This is a genomic window from Afipia dichlorophenoxyacetatis, from assembly GCF_055386385.1.
Genome location: NZ_AP029250.1, coordinates 1,751,682 through 1,768,706, shown reverse-complemented (window position 1 = coordinate 1,768,706; position 17,025 = coordinate 1,751,682). Strand labels below are relative to the sequence as shown.

Below are 17,025 nucleotides of genomic sequence, written 5' to 3'. Positions count from 1 at the left end.
TCTACCGCATGAAGCGGCGGCGCGCATCTCACAAGCGTGAACATGACGCACGGGCGGCGTTTCGGTTCCGCAGAGCGGTATCTTCTCAGACCACGCGTGATGCACCCGGAAATGGACGTTGCGCGCCTTGCGCCCGCGCCTCGGCGGGAAACTTTGCCCAGTACCATGTTTTGATTACACGGTCGGGATCGAGCGGGTTAATGAGAACGTATTGAAGGTCACCATTCCTTCGTATTGTTATTCGCAAGACTCTTCGCGCCAGAAGAAAAAGCCGGTACAGCCGCTCCGGCCCGAAGAACCAACCCTTGTCGTCGATATATTCAATCAAATCCATATCACGATACGGAATTTCCATCCGGACCGAGCCCGCGCGCCGGATGATAAGCCGGTCATCCTCAAGAATGTAACGAGTCGTCGCGCGCGCATACAGCGTCACAACCATCTCGATCGTGTTTGAGAGGGAAAGAAAATCCAGGGAATCCATTTCGGCAGATCTCAGCCTAAATCACTTCATGCGCCCCAACGGCACGTCCAGCTTAGTCACACCGTGGCATCGTGCAATCTGAGATGTAATGGCGATCCACACGTACGTAGGATCACCCCTCCCCCTTCATAATCTTGAACACGCCGCTGGCCATGGCGACGCAGCGGCCGTTGGCGGTGATCTCGGTGTTGAGGAAGATCAGCGTGCGCGTCGAGCGCACCATGTGCGGCGTGGAGATGAGCAGCTCGCCGATCTTCGCCGCGTCAATAAACTGCGTGTCCATCTGGATCGTCACCACCGCGCTCGCGCCGCTGCCATGGCGCGCCGCCATGCCGAGCGAGCGATCCGCCAGCGTCATCAACAGGCCGCCTTGCACAAAGCCGCGCCGGTTCTTGTGTTTGGCCCCGGAGGCGATGGCGTATTGATGCGTCTCGCCGCTCTTGCGCTGCCAGAGCGGACCCACGAGGGCGAGAAAGCCGTCGTCATCGAACAGGGTCCAACCGTCTTTTTGCAGTTCTTCGGCGCTTATCTCGCTCATCAACCTGTCCGTCTGATCTCTCATGTTCCGCATGACGAAATGCACGATCAACCGTCGGTGTTCACCGCATGGTTTCCGCCATCTCGCCCTGTTCAAGGCGGAATTTTTGTATCAATGTTCCCGCCGACGCGCCGGTTCAACCATGTCCGGCTTTGCAACGAAAGTAAGAAAATCCGGAGGCCTCATGAACGTCCACTCAACGCCATCTGCCGCCAATGCAACGCCGGCCCTGCCTTCCGCAGCACCTGAATCCATCGGGCTGTCGCTGCCGCGCCTGAAGAAGATGAGCGAGGCGTTCCAGCGCGAGATCGACAAGGGCACAACCCCCGGCGTGGTGACGCTGGTGGCGCGGCGCGGCAAGATCGGCTGGTTCGAGGCGCAGGGCAAACAGGCCCCCGGCGACGCGGCTGCGATGTCGCGCGACACGATTTTCCGCATCTATTCGATGACCAAGCCGCTGGTCTCTCTCGGCATCATGATGCTGGTGGAAGACGGCCATTTGCTGCTGAACGATCCGCTGTCGAAGTTCATTCCGGACTTCGCCGATGTGCGTGTCGGCGTCGAGCGCAACGGCGCGCTGGACTACGAACTGCCCGTGCGCCCCATCACCATTCAGGACCTGCTGCGCCACACCTCCGGCCTCTCTTACGAGATCACCGGCCAGGGCATGGTGCAGCGGATGTATGCGAAATCGGAGCTGCGCAAGCGCGACATCACCAATGAGGAGCACGCGCGCCTCGTCGCCAAGCTGCCGTTGATGGCGCAGCCCGGAACGGAATGGAATTACAGCCGCTCCACCGACATTCTCGGCCGCGTCATCGAGGTCATCTCAGGCCAGTCGCTCGGCGAATTCCTGAAACAGCGCATCCTTAATCCGCTGCAGATGAACGAGACCGGCTTCTCCACCGCGCAGGCCAACAAGCCGCGCCTCGCGCAGCCCTTCCCCGCCGATCCATGGACCGGCGACAAGGTGGCGCTGATCGATCCGCTCGAAGTGCCGAAGATGGAATCCGGCGGCGGCGGCCTCGTCTCCACCACCATGGACTATGCGCGCTTCTGCCAGATGCTGCTCAACGGCGGCACGCTCGATGGCAACCGCCTCATCGGCCACAAGACGCTGGCCTTCATGGCGTCGAACCATCTTGCATCAAGCGTGAAGGCGGAAACGCATCTGCTGCCGCCGGGCCACGGCTTCGGCCTAGGCTTTGCGATACGCACAGACGAAGGCATGGCGCCGTTCGCCGGCACCACTGGCCAGTTTTTCTGGAGCGGCATGGCGGGCACCTTCTTCTGGATCGATCCAAAGGAAGACCTCTTCGCCGTGTTCATGTCGCAAGGCCCCGGCCAGCGCGAATATTTCCGCACGCTGGTGCGAAGCCTGGTTTACGCCGCGGTGGAGTGAGGGGGCGCGCTAGTTTGTATTTGCAGTCCCGACACTCATCGTCGAGAAATCGCCCCTAAACTCTACTCGGGACTCATTTCCCCCGCGCTATGGCGACACGATGCTGGCTGACCATTGGCGCGTCTTGCTGCGATAAAATTAGCGGATAACTCATTGACGGCCTGCAACCCATCGTTGCGATACGTTATGGTTGCAGGATGGCCGATACACAAGAGACCATCCAAGCGATTGCAGAACTCATTGCAGATTACCGCAATGGGGAAATCCCCTGTCCCGATGCCCGCCCGCATTCAGCGGTGGATAAATCAATTTGATGAGAAAGTACGTGGGGCTCGGCACCACCCGGCGACCAACGGCAACGCATGCGAGCTGATACCTCGCCTCCTCACTGACGGAGGATTTAGTGCACCAACTTTCGGCGACGCCTCCAGGCACGCAGGTTGAAAGAAACGTCCTGTTTCTAAGCAAAGCAACACCGGGAGACGACGAATTTGCCCTATGGCTTGCTCCAAAACTAGAAGCTGCTGGATACCGAATTTTCTGTGACGTCCTTACCCTTCAGCCAGGCGACCGTTGGCGAAAGGAAATTACGTCGACGCTACAAACGCGCGGCATCAAAATGTTGCTATGCTGCCGGGACACCACACTCGCTGCAGCCGGCGTCTTAGAAGAAATTGAAATCGCCACTGATCTCACAAAAGAACTGAACGATGCGCGATTTATAATTCCATTGCGGCTTGAGCCGTACAAAAAAATCTTTGGTATTGGCGGACTTCAGTACATCGACTTTGTTCGTGGCTGGGCAGAGGGGCTGGAGAAGCTGCTTAGCGCCCTCAAGCGCCAAAAAGTTCCTTGCGACCCAGTCAATGTAGAGATCAATCCGAACTGGGAAATTTATAGGCGGAGAGGAGCGGTCTCGCTAAAAGAAGAGCCAGAGAGACTGACGTCAAATTGGCTCCGCATTACCGAAACTCCTGATTGCATTAGCTATTTTGAATCTACTGGCGTAATCGATCGTGATGCGATGGCGAGCGCTTGCGCCAAAAACAACTACCCTATCGTTCCGATGCAGACCGGCTACGTTACGTTCTTATCTCCCCAAGAAATGGAAAAAAGGTTTGGTCTTATCGGGCGTTTTACCCGCAAACACGCGATACCTTTATTGTCATTCGTTAGCGAGGGTCTGACAGCAGAAAACATTAAGAAGCAGGATGCTTCAAACGTTGTGCATTCGATGTTTCGCAAATCGTGGAATGCATACTGCCGAGATCGCGGCCTTATCGAGTATCGCTATTCAAATGCAGATGGATTCCACATCGGGAAGGCTCAACTAAAGATAGGCCAAAAAGTACCTTGGGGCGGACAAGGCGAGCGGCGGTCCTCAATGCTAAGAAACTCCGCCAAAGGACACGTCTGGCAATTTGGTGTCACGGGCACACCGGCGCTCTGGCCCTTCCCACACTTTAAACTCAAGTCACGTGTACTTTTTGCAGACATTCAGGGCGAAGAGGCTGGCGACCCTATCGACGACGCAAAAAAACAACATCGCCTACGCCGATCCGTTTGTAAGGGATGGCGCAACAAACAATGGCATGGAAGATTACGAGCCTTTGTTGAATTGTTATCTGGGGATTCTCCGTCAATAACATTGCTGTTAGCCGAAGATGCTCATGTGCGTATCGAGGCCTCTCCGCTTCTGTTTACCTCTCCCGTAAGCACCGTTCTTCCAGATAAACAACTTGATGAAGAGGAAGAACTCGATGAAACAACTTTGGGGCGCCCTGATATGGAGGATGAGGCGTGACAAAACATTCTGAGCACGCTCTGGAAGTTTTGCATTTTCATGAGCCTCAACTCGAATTTGCATTAAAGCAGACAACGCCTCATCCAAAAGACGGCCTCTTTCTATATGGGCCTCACTCGAAGCCAAAAAAGGTAAGAGAGGTTCGCGTGGGGGTTATCGGAACCTCAGCAGGTATTGGATATTTCCGAGAATGGACGAGGCGTATTAAGGGACGCATCACGGTTCCTCCTCCCACTAAGGGCGAGAAGAAGGACCGACTTCACCTCGCCAATTTTCCTGGCATTGAAGAAGCATTTGGGACCACACTGAACGAGGCGGAGTTTGCTTGTTATCCGATAGATCTTAAGGCAATCGACCAAGCAACGCGCATCTTGAATCTGCATGAGGCGGTTAGCAAGGTGGTCAAACTCTACGCTGACAAAACCCGAAAACATCGCGACAATGACGAGCGCCCCATAGATCTTTGGATTTTGGTAGTTCCCGAAATCGTATTCGAGCGTTGCAAACCGAAAGCGAAACGAACAGGTCTCCCGATGGAAACGGGAGAATTTATTAAGCGACAGAAATACCGTTCTGATCTTCCCTTGCTCCGGGACGTGTTGAGTTCAGAAGCTGTATTTGACGACATCCCTGATTTTCACAGACAGATTAAGGCTGATTACTTAAGTCTCTCGCCAACTCAAATTCTCCGCGAGACGACCTTGGCTCCCGATGCCTTCAAGAACAAGGCCGGGTATCCGCAACGTCGCACGCAAGACGTCGCCACGGTTGCCTGGAATTTGGCAACTGGGCTTTATTACAAGACACAACCTAAACCACCGTGGAAACTCTCAGGCGTCCGCCCCGGCGTCTGCTATATCGGACTCGTTTACAAGAATTTGCCAAACGATCCAAACAATCATGCCTGTTGTGCAGCACAGATGTTTCTCAGCGAAGGCGACGGCGTAGTCTTTCGCGGTGCGAACGGCCCTTGGAAAACGGATGAGTTTGAATATCACCTAAGGCCAGAGGCCGCCAAGGATCTGATCACCAAAGTGCTCGACACCTATCGCGAGCAACATGATTGCGATCCAAGCGAATTGTTTATTCATGGACAAACATCATTCAGAGATGATGAATGGCAAGCTTTCGAATCCGCAACACCCAAAAAGACAAATGTTGTAGGCGTCCGAATAAAGACAACGGGCGGCGAAACGAAGTTGTTTCGGGATGGCGACTATCCTGTGCTGCGCGGCACCGCTTTAATATTGGACCATAGAAACGCGTATCTGTGGACAAACGGCTATGTTCCCCAACTCGATACCTATATCGGGCCTGAAACGCCCAATCCACTTTTCATCACGGCACTCCGTAGCAAGCTCAAGATGACGGAGATGAAAACAATCCTTTCCGATATTATGGGTCTTACCAAAATCAACTATAATTCTTGCAACTATAACGATGGCCTCCCGGTCACCGTCAGGTTCGCCAATATGGTAGGCGAAGTTCTAACAATGGGATCGGCAAAAGGAGCAGAGCGGCAGCCGTTTAAGTTCTACGTTTAGAGCCTCCCCGTCCCTTGTATCAGCCCATCCCCTTAACACCTTAACCCAACATAGCAGCGGTCCAACGCGCTCAAATCCACCCGAGCCGCTGAGACGAAACGCCCGCTAAATGCCTCGCGGGGTCAAGCACCGCGCCGATGCCCGGACAGCATCACGACAACATCCATTTTTGATGTATAGTCCACCAAACCAAGCGAGACGTTTGATTGGGAATTTCAATGATGCATAAAATTCTCGGAGCTTTATCTTTGGCTGCCGTTGCTGGCCTTGTCGCGTCCCATGCGGAGGCCCAACAGGTCGCGTCACCAGCGGATTCGCTGGCGGCGCAGGTCCGCACCCAAGGTTTCCACTGCGCAACGCCGGTCACCGCAACGCGTGACCGCAAGCTCTCCCGCCCCGACCGCGCCGCCTGGATCCTGCAATGTGGCAATGCGAACTACAGGATCCGGCTCGACCCCGACATGGCGGCGATGATCGAACCGCTGCGGTGAGCCGATAGCCCAAGCTCATGTCACGACCTCTCAAGATCAGCATAGTCGCGATCGTCGGCTATCTGCTCTGGACCTCCTGGATGTCGCGATCGGCAGCGGTCGCGCTGGAGCCCTCAGGGTATACCCTGACCTACACCATGACGTGGGGCTGGGGCATGGACGAGAAGATCAGCCTGTCCCGCTTCGGCGGATGGTGGCCCTGGCATTCGAGCGAATGGTTCTCGGTCTGGAAAAAACCCTACAACTCCGGCGCCTCTGTTTACCGGTCAACTGACGGCGGCACGTATTTTGTCGCGGTCGGCTACAAGCTCTGGAAGTTTGAATTGTCGTCCGGAACTTTGACTTCATATCGCGACTCCCAACCGCTCACCTACACGTCGCTCGGCAAGCAGCTCTCGATGACCACATCGTATAGTGCCCATGAGGCGATTGATCCCGGCGCGCGGGGCCGCCAAAACTACATTGACCCGGCCGAACAAAGCGGGCCAATCCCAACGTCGCCACCGGATTCAAAATACTACGCTAACCTCAAATATCTCGGTAAGTTTGGGCTCGTCAGATCGTGGGGCCGCGGCAGCGAAGTTAGATTCGTGCCAGCCGATCATGCGCCGGAGCCGCGCCTCGGCCTGTTCGCGAACTACGGATAGCTGAAGGGAGTTACCAGCCGCGCTATCGTGATGGGACGCTCGCGGCTAACCGGCCGCGCGCCACATCGGGTTGTCGTCGATGGTGAAACGCCCGAACAGGGATTCCGTGACATTGCCCCACTGGTCGTGAATGACGATCTTCGACGATACCGCGGCGTGAAGCTCGGCCACCACATCGATCTCCTCATCGAGTTCGAGCAGCTCCGCGAGCTGATCACGCGACGTCACGGATTCTTCCTCCTCGAACAGATCGTCTTCCAGCGCCCCGGTGGCGCGGCGTATCTCGGCGATCTTGCCGTGAGACGAATATTTCAGGATATCCCGCCAGAACGGCAGCGCGACGACGATGGTCATGAAGGTGGCGAAGTCGTTCGCGAGTGCCCCTGCCTCTCCCTCGGACGAAAAATAGAACACCTGCCCCGAGACCTGCGACACCAAGAATTGTCCGCCGGTGCTGTCGCGGCCGATCACCTGGATATCGCGGACACCCTCGACCGTGTACATCGGCGGCTCGGGGCTCCTCACGAGCAGGTGGACGTCGGCAAGATCGGCAAGGTGTTCAGCAAGCTGTCGGTTCGCCGCGATGGTAGCATGGGTTAAAGGCATATCTCGATCCCTGATCTGAAATCCTGTCAGGACGGGCTGACCGCTATTGGTCGCGCGATCACGACGCAACGTTCATGCCACCGCCGCATCAAGAACAGGGGATTGCGAACCATTGTCTGGACGATTGCGCGGCGTTCCTCCGCCCGGATCGAACGCATCTTCGACAAATGTCGTCGACAGCCTATCATACGGTTTCGTGACAAGTGGCGCGATCGTTTCGCTAACTACGCACCACGTATGCCGCGACCGCAGGGCTCGCGGTCCAGTCACTTGATAGTGCACGGTGCCGCCATCATTTAGTCTCCGTTGCCATCATTCATATCGGGCAACGAGATTTCCAGTGGAGTGGATTTGACATTCGCTCTCCCGTTGGCCGCAGACCGGCAAAGCGAATGTCAAATCCGAAAACTCCACTGGCAACCAATATTTGATAGTGGTCCTTTGATTCTAACGTTCGCAAAGGTGCTTGTTTCAAACGGGATGCGAACGTTAGAATCGGACCACTAGGAGACATCATGTCTGAATCACTCGTGTCAGCGCCGCCAGTGAGCCTGCTGCATGCTGCGGACCATGGTCCGGTCGCCCTGCATTGGTATGACCTCACCTGCCCATTCTGCTATCTCGGCCAGGCGCGCACGCATCTGCTGCAGCAGCGCGGCCTCACCGTCATCGAGCTGCCGTTTCAAGCCCATGCCGACATTCCGCCGGAAGGCATCACTGTCGGCCCGCGCCAGGGCGCGATGTATCGGCAGATCGAACGCGACGCGGCCACGCTGGGCCTGCCGCTGAACTGGCCGCCACGGCTGCCGAACTCGCGCATCGCGCTTGCGGCTTCCGAGTGGACGGGCCGTCATCAGCCGGACGCGTTCTCCGCCGTGCTGTCACGGCTGTTTCGCGCGCATTTCGCCGATGGCCTCAACATCGGCGATGCCGAGACCGTCGTGACATGCGCCCGCGGGGTTGTGACGGATATCGAGGGCCTGCGTGCCGCGCTGACGGGCGGCGACGCGCGCACTTTGGTCACTGAAGGCCAGCAGCTTGGCGAGCAGTTTGACGTACGCGGTACACCGAGCTGGCGCATCGCAGGCCAGATGATCAACGGCTTCGTTGCCGCGAGCGAGTTCGAGCGGCTTTCCGCCCGTGCCCTCACCCAGCCTACCGCCAAAGCGTCATAAGGACAGACGGTCCGCTAGAGCGTCTACGCCAGCCCGAGCACATCAATGCTGTCAGCCCGGCCGCGAATGGCGCGCGGGCCGAGGTCTTCCAGCTGAACCGGCGGCGCGGCGGAGAACCGCGCCATCGCATCACGCGAAACCAGAAACCCGCCTTTGACATCGCGGCTCAGCGCCTCGAGCCGCGCGGCCGTATTCATCACGTCGCCATTGAGGACGATCGCGCGCTTGACGCTGCCGATCTCGCCCGCGATCACCGCGCCGAAATGTAGGCTGCCGCGGATTTTTGGCGCGGCGCCAAACTCCCTCTCGAACCGCGCAGCTCTCTCCACGAGCGCAGTGCGCATCGCCAGGAAGCACCTGAGCGGGCGGCAATCGATGGCGCCGGCTTCAGCGGGCCATGTGACGATCACCTCGTCTCCCACATAGTGCAAAATCTCGCCGCGATAATCGACCACGGCATCGGTCAGCACGCGGAAGGTCTGGTCAAGGAAGCGATGGATGGCGAGACCACCCATTTTTTCTGCGAGGCCGGTGGAGCCCGCGATATCCACGAACAGCACGAAGCGCTCCTCCTCGATAGGCGCGTGATAGCGGCCGGTCGCGAGATTGAGAAACGAGCGCGGGCCGATGATGTTGACCACCGCCAGCGCGAGATTCATCATGATCGAAAACGCCCCGCAGAAAATGATCGCGGAAACAAAGTCACCCCGCTCCGGGTCCGGCGTCAGCCCGACGAGGCGAGTGCCGAGATCGAAATACTGGATCAGCAAGATCACCGCCGCGTAGATGACGCTGCGGATCAAGAGGCTTGCGGTGAAGGACAGGCTCGCGAGCCACTCACGCAACGGCCCGGTGGAGGCAAACATCTCGAAGCCGCCGATGGCCGCGCTGATCAGCAGCCCGTATGACAGGCCGATCATGATGTCATTCCGCGACGTGCCGACGCGCGAGGTGACATAGAGAACGCCGCCGATCATCCCGCACACGAGGATAACGGCAAACATCCTCAATGTTCGTACGAGCCGCGGTTGCATGCGATGGACCCTTCTGGAAGATGGTCCAAACACTGGTTGATTTGGCGATTGATTGCAATCGCCGCGCTGGTTGCGCATGTCCAGCGCGGCGATGTCATGAGAATGATATGTCCCGTGAGAACGGCCAGTCCCGGCAGGTTGCTGCCGGGACACGTTGCCATGCCGGTGTGGGCCGCCCTTACTTCACGAGCGAGCAACCACCCTCTGCCAGCGGCCGGAACGCCTGATCGCCCGGAACGCTCGAAATCAGCTTGTAGTAATCCCAAGGATACTTGGACTCCTCGGGCTTCTTCACTTCGTAAAGAAACAGCGGATGCACCACGCGTCCGTCCTGACGGATAGCGATATCGCCGAACAGCTTGTCCTTGCCTGAGAACGTCTTCATCTGCGGCACGACGTCCTTTGCGTTATCGCTGCCTTTGGCGGCGACAGCATTGAGATACGCCATGGTCGCGGCGTAAACACCGGCGTGATTGCTACTCGGCATCTTGCCGTTCATGCCGGGGCGCGCGCCAAAGCGCTTACCGAAAGCGCGGGTGTCGTCGTTCATATCCCAGTAGAACGCCTCCATGAGCTGAAGGCCCTGCGCGACCTTCAAGCCCATGCCATGCACGTCCTGGATCAGCATGAGGAAAGCCACCAGCTTCTGTCCGCTCTGCTGAATGCCGAATTCAGACGCCTGCTTCACGGCGTTGATGGTGTCGCCGCCTGCATTGGCGAGCCCAATCACTTGCGCTTTCGACGACTGCGCCTGCAGCAGGAAGGATGCGAAGTCGGATGTGCCGAGTGGATGTTTGGCGGAGCCGAGAACCTTGCCGCCGTGGGCCTCGATGTATTTGCTCGCTTCCGCCTCGATGCCCTTGCCGAGAGCATAGTCGACGGTGACGAAATACCAGTCCTTGCCGCCCTGCGCCATCATTGCCGACGCGGTCGTGTTGCCCGTGGCCCAGGTGTCATTGACCCACTGGATGGTATTGGGCGAACAGGCCTTACCGGTGAGATCCGAACTCGCGGTGGATGACGCCAGGAAGGTCATACGCGTGTCGCGCAGCAGCGCATTGATGGCGAGACCCACGGAGGAGTTCGGAACGTCGACGATCGCGTCGACGCCATCCACATCAAGCCATTTCCGCGCGATCGCAACGCCCACGTCGGCCTTGTTCTGGTGATCCGCGTAAACGATTTCGACCTTGATGTTCTTGTTGCTGGCCGCAAAATCTTCCGCCGCCATGCGCGCAGCTTCCACCGAGCCCATGCCGTTGGTGTCCTGAAAAACACCGGAGATATCGTTGAGCACGCCGACGCGCACCACGTTGTCGGAAATCTCGGCCTGGGCTGCGCTGCCAGCCAAACAGGCAAGCGCGACCACGATTGGTTTCACGTTGATCATTTATTTCTCCCGGACTGTAAGCTGTGATGGTGTCAGTGCACCGTGCACTCGAAACTTTGCGCGCTGTTCGCATCGCCGCCCGCATAGTGCGGATAAGCGGGATAACGGCACAGGGGACGGGTGGCGGTGACAGTGAACGGCGCCTTTGACTCTTGCGCTGCGACGGTCAGCTCACCGGGCGGGTTGCTCTTTTCGACCCACGCCGTCAGGGCACTCAACAGATCGACGCTCGCGGGCGCACCGGTCCCCATGTGATCGACGCCGGGCAAGATGAAGAGCCGCAGGAAGCCATCAACTTTGTCCGCGCCGATCTTGTCGACAACGGATTTGTAATACGCGATGCCGGCATACGGACTCTGGGCGTAATCGGCCATGTTCTCGTACATGATGATCTTGCCGCCGCGCGCCAGAAACCGCGACAGATCGGGATCGGTAGAATCCATCAGGGAGGAAACCTCCTTCATCCGTTCCGCCAATCGCGCCGGGTCGAATTTCGAGGCATCGAAATTCGGATCGCGCGCAAAGAAATACTGCACGGCGCCGCTGCCATAGAGCCACCCACGGCTGCTCTTCGGCCCCGGCGGCAATGTCGGCGCGTCAGCGCCAGTTTGCCAACTCATCCAGCCACCGATTGGACCGGTGCCGCTGGTCGCCTCACCGCCAAGCCCCCATTGAGGATAGGTGCGGATGCCATTGGCGAGCGTGAAGCTGAGTTCCAGTGAGCTATGCATGCGAGTGACGGCTTCAAGCTGCGCCGCTGACAGGCATGACGACTGTCCACCGGAAGACTGTACATCGGCTTTGCAGGCGAGCTTGGCAGTATCGAATGCCTGCTTGCAGCCTTCGTAATCGCTGACAATTCCATCCGCGAGACCGTCGAGGCGGTCACACGCGGCGAGCACCGCCTCGCCCACGAGTTTGACCTTGTCCGGCCCCAGCCAGCCGCCCTTCAACTGCGCTGCACCGACCCGCGTTCCTGCAGCCTGAAGTGCGACCCAATTGATGACGGGGACGCCGCTGATGATGCCGTCGAAGTCATCCGGAAATCGCTGAGCCATGGTCAGGCCTTCGCGTCCGCCTTCGGAGAATCCGGCAAAGTAAATCTTCGTTGGCTTTCGGCCATAGCGCCGCTGCATCAGTTCGACGGCGACATCGCGCACCTTCTTGTAGGATGCGTAAGCGAAATTCGTCAGCGCTTCATCGTTGAGCGCGAAAGCCTGGAGCGGCGTCCCCGGCGCGGTTTGGTGACCGGAGTCGGTCCCATAGGTGACGAAGCCCTGCGCAAGCGGCGACGGCTGATCCGCACGCGCGAGCGGCGCCAAGCCAAGACCGGTGATCAGTGTGCCGTTGAAACCGCCTCCACCGAATTGCAAGGACGCGCCGTTCCATTGGGTCGGAAGATTAACTTGAAAGCGGATCGGCGGGGCTTTCTCATCGACCGGCGCAATTTCGCCGACAACCTTGCAGTACTCGGGCATTGCAGGCGTGACCGCAAGATACGGCGGCAACGGGCCGAAAGGCAGCTCGGCGGCTTTAAGCGGAGCTGGTGGGACAAGTTCAGCCGACTGGACGGTGGCGCCACGGCTCGGCAACTCGATGCTGACGGCTGAGACCGCGTCTTTAAGTTTTGCACAAGCCTCACCCGCAGGCTCCGTGGCCTGCGAGGCCGAGGACCAAACCAACAGCATAGTTCCGGCGATAAGCAGACGATGTCCCTGCATAATCCTCCCCTTGTTGATTGATGACGATCTGATGATCGTTCGTTTTATTGATGAACGCTCTGATGTCCGGCGAGCCCAGGGAGAGCCCGCCAATATTTCAGAACGGCAGCCCGACGTAATTTTCGGCGAGCATCCGCATCGCGGTTTCCGATGAAAACAGATAATCGATCTCGGTCTGCTGCAGTTTGTCGTCGTAAGAATTGCGATCGGGGAAACGATGCAGCATCGACGTCATCCACCAGGAGAAGCGTTGCGCCTTCCAGACGCGGGCAAGCGCCTTCTGCGAATACTCCTTGAGCCCCGCGCTGTCGCCGCTTTTGTAGTGAGCGAGCAGCGCATGGTAAAGGTAGTGAATATCCGAGCCTGCGGTGTTAAGACCCCGCGCGCCGGTGGGCGGAAAGATATGCGCTGCATCACCTGCCAAGAACAGCCGGCCATAGCTCATGGGTTCAGCGACGAAGCTGCGCAACGGCGCGATACTCTTTTCAATCGACGGACCGGTGACAAGCTGCTCCGCTACCTCGGACGGCAAACGGCGCTTCAATTCCGCCCAGAAGGCATCGTCAGACCAGTCTTCCACCTTGTCGGTGATCGGAACCTGGATGTAGTAACGGCTCAGCACCTGAGAGCGCATCGAGCACAGGGCAAAGCCGCGCTCATGCTTCACATAGATCAATTCCGATGACACCGGCTTCGTGCGCGACAGCACGCCGAGCCAGCCAAATGGGTAGACCTTTTCATGCTCGCGCAAGGCATCGCCCGGGATCGATTTGCGGCTGACGCCGTGGAAGCCGTCGGCACCGACGACGAAATCACAGTCGACGCGGAATTCCTTCCCCTCGTGGCGATAGGTGACATAGGGAGCATTTGACGTCAGGCCGTGCAGCGTCACGTCTTCCGCCTCGTGGACGATCTTGCCGCCTAGCCGATCGCGCGCTTCATAAAGATCGCGCGTCACCTCGGTCTGGCCATAGACGAGAACCGAGTTGCCGCCGGAATATTTGTGGAGGTCGACGTGATCGAGCACGCCTTCGTGCGCGATGTGAAAGCCGTTGTGAACCTCGCCTTCGCGGTCCATCCGCTCGCCACACTGGGCTTCGCGCAGCAGCTTGGCAAAGCCCTGCTCCAGCACGCCGGCCCGGATGCGGGACAGCACGTACTCCCGGGTGTGTCTTTCGAGAACGATCGAGTCGATGCCCTGCAAATGAAGGAGCTGCGACAACAAGAGGCCGGACGGTCCACCGCCGACGATACAGACCTGAACCTTCACTTTTGTTTCCTCCGTAGACCCTATCATTCTCCGATTTGACGGGAGAAACGGATGGAGGGATCACTCATTGTCTTGTACAATTCGAACATGGGGAAAATAGCACCAAGCTCGGCCATCAAGGTCTACAATCTGTTCGGGGAGCACGCCGACCTGCCGGACGTGGTGCATTGCGAGACTATTCCTTCGCGCTCTTCATTGCATGACTGGACGCTGGCCGTGCACCGCCATGAGCGCTTGCATCAGGTGTTGCTGATCGAAAGCGGCGGCGGACAGGCGACGCTCGACGGTCAATCCTACGCGCTGCGGCCAATGTCCATCGTGAACGTCCCTGTCGGGAACGTGCACGGGTTTAACTTCGTGCCTGGCACGCAGGGGTGGGTTCTGACGCTGTCCACCGAGATCCTGGATCAGGTTCTATTGTCCTCGGAAGGTCTGCGCGGCCTATTGTCTCATGCCGCTGTGGTGCGGGGAACGTCGCAGATCCGCGCGACGATGAAGCAGATTTTCACCGAGCATGCGGCGCAGGGTTTTGCCCGCGCCCATGTTCTGCGCGGATTGTCCGCGAGCCTGATCGGACTGGTCGCCCGCGAGCTTGCCCGCGTGACACGCGAAAGCGCAGTGGAGCCTGATATCTTTCGCCGCTTCGAGGCCCTGCTTGAGCAGCATCACCTCAAGCGCTGGAGCGTTTCGGACTACGCGGAGGCGCTGTCGATCACGCCCACGCATCTCAACCGCGTGACGCGTGCAGCAACCGGCAGCACCGCGTCGCACCAGATCCTCAACCGGATGGTCCGGGAAGCGCGGCGAAATCTTGCCTACACAAACTTGCCTGTTTCCGCGATCGCCTATGCGCTCGGCTTCGACGATCCTGCATATTTCACCCGCGTCTATACGATAGCCACGGGATTGTCCCCGCGCGCCTTTCGCGAACGGCTGAACAAGGGAAGCTGACACCGTCACGCCAGCGTCCTCAGCCGGTGAGATCGACGGCCTGGGCTTTTACCACTGCTTGAAGCGTAGCCACCGCGATCTTGAGCTGAAGTCCGCGCTGACCGCCGTTGACGAAGACGTAAGGCTCGCTTTCCACCGCGCGCTCGAAAAACGTCCGCAAGGCTTTCTTCTGACCGAACGGGCTGACGCCGCCCACTTTATACCCCGTGATCCGCTCGGCTTCGGCCACCGTCGCCATCCGCGCCGCCTTCGCGCCGAACGCGGCGGCTGCCTTCTTCATTTTCACCTCGCGGTCCGCGGGCACGAGCACGCAGCCGGGCTTTTCATCCGCAAAGATGATGAGCGTCTTCAATACACGACCAGGAGGTTCGCCGAGCGCCAACGCCGCCGCGATCGCGATTTGCTGATCCTGCGGATCGTAATCGTAGTGGCGAAGATCGACCGCGACGCCTGCGGCGACCAGCGCGCGCGTCGCGGGAGTTGAACTCGACATGGGACGTTTTTTCCATTTGTCAGGCGCATCGCCGGAGACAGTGGGCAGCCGGGTATTCGTCAGCTGCCGCTCATTCACCGGCGTCGCGCTGTCCGGTTTTTGCCCGATGTTCCCGCATCAGTCCATGGTCATCGCGTGCTCTGCTTGACCTCCCCGCCTCGTTTGTTCCGCATCGGGTGCTGATTCAGGCTTGCAGCGGCGACGAGGACCGGGCATCGAACAATGCGAGTGACACATGTGTCGGGATTCGGATGGATTCGCTGATCACGGCCGCCGCGCTTGCCCTCGCCTCGGGTGATCCCTTCGGCGCGCTAAACCGTGTTGCCCTGCGCGACGACGCGCCCGCGTTGGCGCTGCGTGGCATCGCGATGGCGCAGCTCGGCGATCTGGCCCGTGCCAAGGCGTTGCTGCGGCGTGCTGCGCGCGCGTTCGGCCCGCGCGAGGCGGTGTCCCGGGCGCGGTGCGTGGTCGCCGAAGCGGAGATCGCGCTGGCTTCGCGCGATTTGGGCTGGCCGGAGAAGACGCTCGATGCCGCGCGCATCGCGCTCGAACAGCATGGCGACCACATCAACGCGGCGCACGCGCGCTACCTCGAGGTGCGCCGTTTGCTGCTGATCGGACGGCTTGACGACGCCGAACGCGTGCTTGCCCTGCTCGATCCCGCACCATTGCCTCCGGCCTTGAAGACCTTTCATGCGCTGACCATCGCAGGCATCGCGATACGGCGGCTGCAGGCCAAGACCGCGCGCGATGCACTGGCGCGTGCAACGCAGAGCGCGCGTGAGGCCCGGATTCCCGCCCTGATCGGGGAAGTCGAGAATGCGATGCGCATCCTCAAATCACCCGCCGCACGCCTGATCGCGGATGGCGAAGAAAGGCCGCTGCTGCTGGATGAGGTCGAGGCGCTGCAGTCTTCGAAAGACCTTATGGTCGATGCGTGCCGTTATGTGGTGCGTGATCCTCATGCGACTGTTTCACTCGCCACGCGACCGGTGCTGTTCGCGCTGGCACGCGCCCTCGCCGAAGCTTGGCCCGGCGATGTCTCACGGGACGAATTGGTGAAGCGGGCGTTCCGCGCCAAACATGCCGATGAATCCCACCGCGCACGGCTGCGGGTCGAGATCGGCCGGCTGCGCACCATGCTGGAGAAGGTGGCGAGCATCACGGCCACGCCACGCGGCTTCGCGCTCACGCCGCGCACCGCCCGCAAGATCATCGTGCTGGCACATCCTGTCGAGGAACAATACGCAGCCGTGCTGGCGCTGCTTGCCGACGGTGAGACCTGGTCGAGTTCAGCACTGGCGCTGGCGCTCGACACCAGCCAGCGCACGGTGCAGCGCGCGCTCGACGCGCTGGCCCTTGCTGGTAAGGTGCAGTCCTTCGGCCATGGACGTGCGCGCCGCTGGATGACGCCGCCCGTTCCCGGTTTCACGACGACGTTGTTACTCCCAGCTCCACTGCCGGGCTAAATAAGA

At 59.2% G+C, this 17,025-nt stretch carries 16 protein-coding genes; 8 read left to right on the top strand and 8 right to left on the bottom strand.

Going from position 1 to position 17,025, the window contains the following annotated elements:
• Positions 1-85: 85 nt before the first annotated feature.
• Both ACZ5C3_RS08105 and ACZ5C3_RS08100 read right to left on the bottom strand, forming a co-directional pair.
• On the bottom strand, positions 86-484 hold the full coding sequence (locus ACZ5C3_RS08105; protein WP_464036719.1) for a PH domain-containing protein: 399 nt from the start codon (positions 482-484) through the stop codon (positions 86-88).
• A gap of 112 nt (positions 485-596) precedes the next feature.
• Positions 597-1,022: a PaaI family thioesterase gene (locus ACZ5C3_RS08100; RefSeq protein WP_464036717.1), complete on the bottom strand. Its 426-nt coding sequence runs from the start codon at positions 1,020-1,022 to the stop codon at positions 597-599.
• Positions 1,023-1,206: 184 nt separating this feature from the next.
• Here ACZ5C3_RS08100 and ACZ5C3_RS08095 point away from each other — a divergent pair, with 184 nt between their 5' ends.
• The 5 genes from ACZ5C3_RS08095 to ACZ5C3_RS08075 all read left to right on the top strand — a co-directional run bounded on the left by ACZ5C3_RS08095 (position 1,207) and on the right by ACZ5C3_RS08075 (position 6,910).
• Complete coding sequence (locus ACZ5C3_RS08095) at positions 1,207-2,424, top strand: serine hydrolase domain-containing protein (protein ID WP_464036715.1); 1,218 nt, start codon at positions 1,207-1,209, stop codon at positions 2,422-2,424.
• A 403-nt stretch (positions 2,425-2,827) separates the two neighbouring features.
• Positions 2,828-4,228, top strand: coding sequence for a toll/interleukin-1 receptor domain-containing protein (locus ACZ5C3_RS08090; RefSeq protein ID WP_464036714.1), 1,401 nt, complete (start codon positions 2,828-2,830; stop codon positions 4,226-4,228).
• The gene (locus ACZ5C3_RS08085; RefSeq protein ID WP_464036712.1) at positions 4,225-5,772 is read left to right on the top strand and encodes an argonaute/piwi family protein; all 1,548 of its coding nucleotides are present in this window, start codon (positions 4,225-4,227) and stop codon (positions 5,770-5,772) included. The genes ACZ5C3_RS08090 and ACZ5C3_RS08085 overlap by 4 nt, the downstream gene beginning before the upstream one ends.
• A 218-nt stretch (positions 5,773-5,990) precedes the next feature.
• Positions 5,991-6,263 (top strand): hypothetical protein, encoded by a 273-nt coding sequence (locus ACZ5C3_RS08080; RefSeq protein ID WP_464044636.1) that lies wholly within the window; start codon positions 5,991-5,993, stop codon positions 6,261-6,263.
• A 17-nt stretch (positions 6,264-6,280) separates the two neighbouring features.
• Positions 6,281-6,910, top strand: a complete 630-nt coding sequence (locus ACZ5C3_RS08075) for a hypothetical protein (RefSeq protein ID WP_464036709.1) — start codon at positions 6,281-6,283, stop codon at positions 6,908-6,910.
• 45 nt (positions 6,911-6,955) lie between these two features.
• Here ACZ5C3_RS08075 and ACZ5C3_RS08070 read toward each other — a convergent pair whose 3' ends face one another.
• The gene (locus ACZ5C3_RS08070) at positions 6,956-7,516 is read right to left on the bottom strand and encodes a hypothetical protein (RefSeq protein WP_464036707.1); all 561 of its coding nucleotides are present in this window, start codon (positions 7,514-7,516) and stop codon (positions 6,956-6,958) included.
• 515 nt (positions 7,517-8,031) lie between these two features.
• On the opposite strand from ACZ5C3_RS08070, the gene ACZ5C3_RS08065 reads away from it, so the two are divergent.
• Entirely contained in the window at positions 8,032-8,691 is a 660-nt protein-coding gene (locus ACZ5C3_RS08065; protein WP_464036705.1) for a DsbA family oxidoreductase, read from the top strand.
• Positions 8,692-8,714: 23 nt separating this feature from the next.
• On the opposite strand, the gene ACZ5C3_RS08060 is transcribed toward ACZ5C3_RS08065, so the two are convergent.
• The 4 genes from ACZ5C3_RS08060 to pobA all read right to left on the bottom strand — a co-directional run bounded on the left by ACZ5C3_RS08060 (position 8,715) and on the right by pobA (position 14,106).
• Positions 8,715-9,695, bottom strand: coding sequence for an adenylate/guanylate cyclase domain-containing protein (locus ACZ5C3_RS08060; RefSeq protein WP_464036704.1), 981 nt, complete (start codon positions 9,693-9,695; stop codon positions 8,715-8,717).
• Between the two features lie 208 nt (positions 9,696-9,903).
• Entirely contained in the window at positions 9,904-11,115 is a 1,212-nt protein-coding gene (locus ACZ5C3_RS08055) for an ABC transporter substrate-binding protein (protein WP_464036702.1), read from the bottom strand.
• Positions 11,116-11,147: 32 nt separating this feature from the next.
• Positions 11,148-12,836 carry a tannase/feruloyl esterase family alpha/beta hydrolase gene (locus ACZ5C3_RS08050; protein ID WP_464036701.1) on the bottom strand — a complete coding sequence of 563 codons (1,689 nt, stop codon included), beginning with the start codon at positions 12,834-12,836 and terminating at the stop codon, positions 11,148-11,150.
• A gap of 97 nt (positions 12,837-12,933) precedes the next feature.
• Positions 12,934-14,106 (bottom strand): 4-hydroxybenzoate 3-monooxygenase, encoded by a 1,173-nt coding sequence (gene pobA, locus ACZ5C3_RS08045; protein ID WP_464036699.1) that lies wholly within the window; start codon positions 14,104-14,106, stop codon positions 12,934-12,936.
• Positions 14,107-14,157: 51 nt separating this feature from the next.
• On the opposite strand from pobA, the gene ACZ5C3_RS08040 reads away from it, so the two are divergent.
• Positions 14,158-15,057 carry a helix-turn-helix domain-containing protein gene (locus tag ACZ5C3_RS08040; protein ID WP_464036697.1) on the top strand — a complete coding sequence of 300 codons (900 nt, stop codon included), beginning with the start codon at positions 14,158-14,160 and terminating at the stop codon, positions 15,055-15,057.
• A gap of 19 nt (positions 15,058-15,076) precedes the next feature.
• On the opposite strand, the gene ACZ5C3_RS08035 is transcribed toward ACZ5C3_RS08040, so the two are convergent.
• Complete coding sequence (locus ACZ5C3_RS08035; RefSeq protein WP_464036696.1) at positions 15,077-15,550, bottom strand: YbaK/EbsC family protein; 474 nt, start codon at positions 15,548-15,550, stop codon at positions 15,077-15,079.
• Positions 15,551-15,801: 251 nt separating this feature from the next.
• On the opposite strand from ACZ5C3_RS08035, the gene ACZ5C3_RS08030 reads away from it, so the two are divergent.
• Positions 15,802-17,019 carry a helix-turn-helix domain-containing protein gene (locus ACZ5C3_RS08030; RefSeq protein ID WP_464036694.1) on the top strand — a complete coding sequence of 406 codons (1,218 nt, stop codon included), beginning with the start codon at positions 15,802-15,804 and terminating at the stop codon, positions 17,017-17,019.
• The last annotated feature ends 6 nt before the right edge of the window (positions 17,020-17,025 follow it).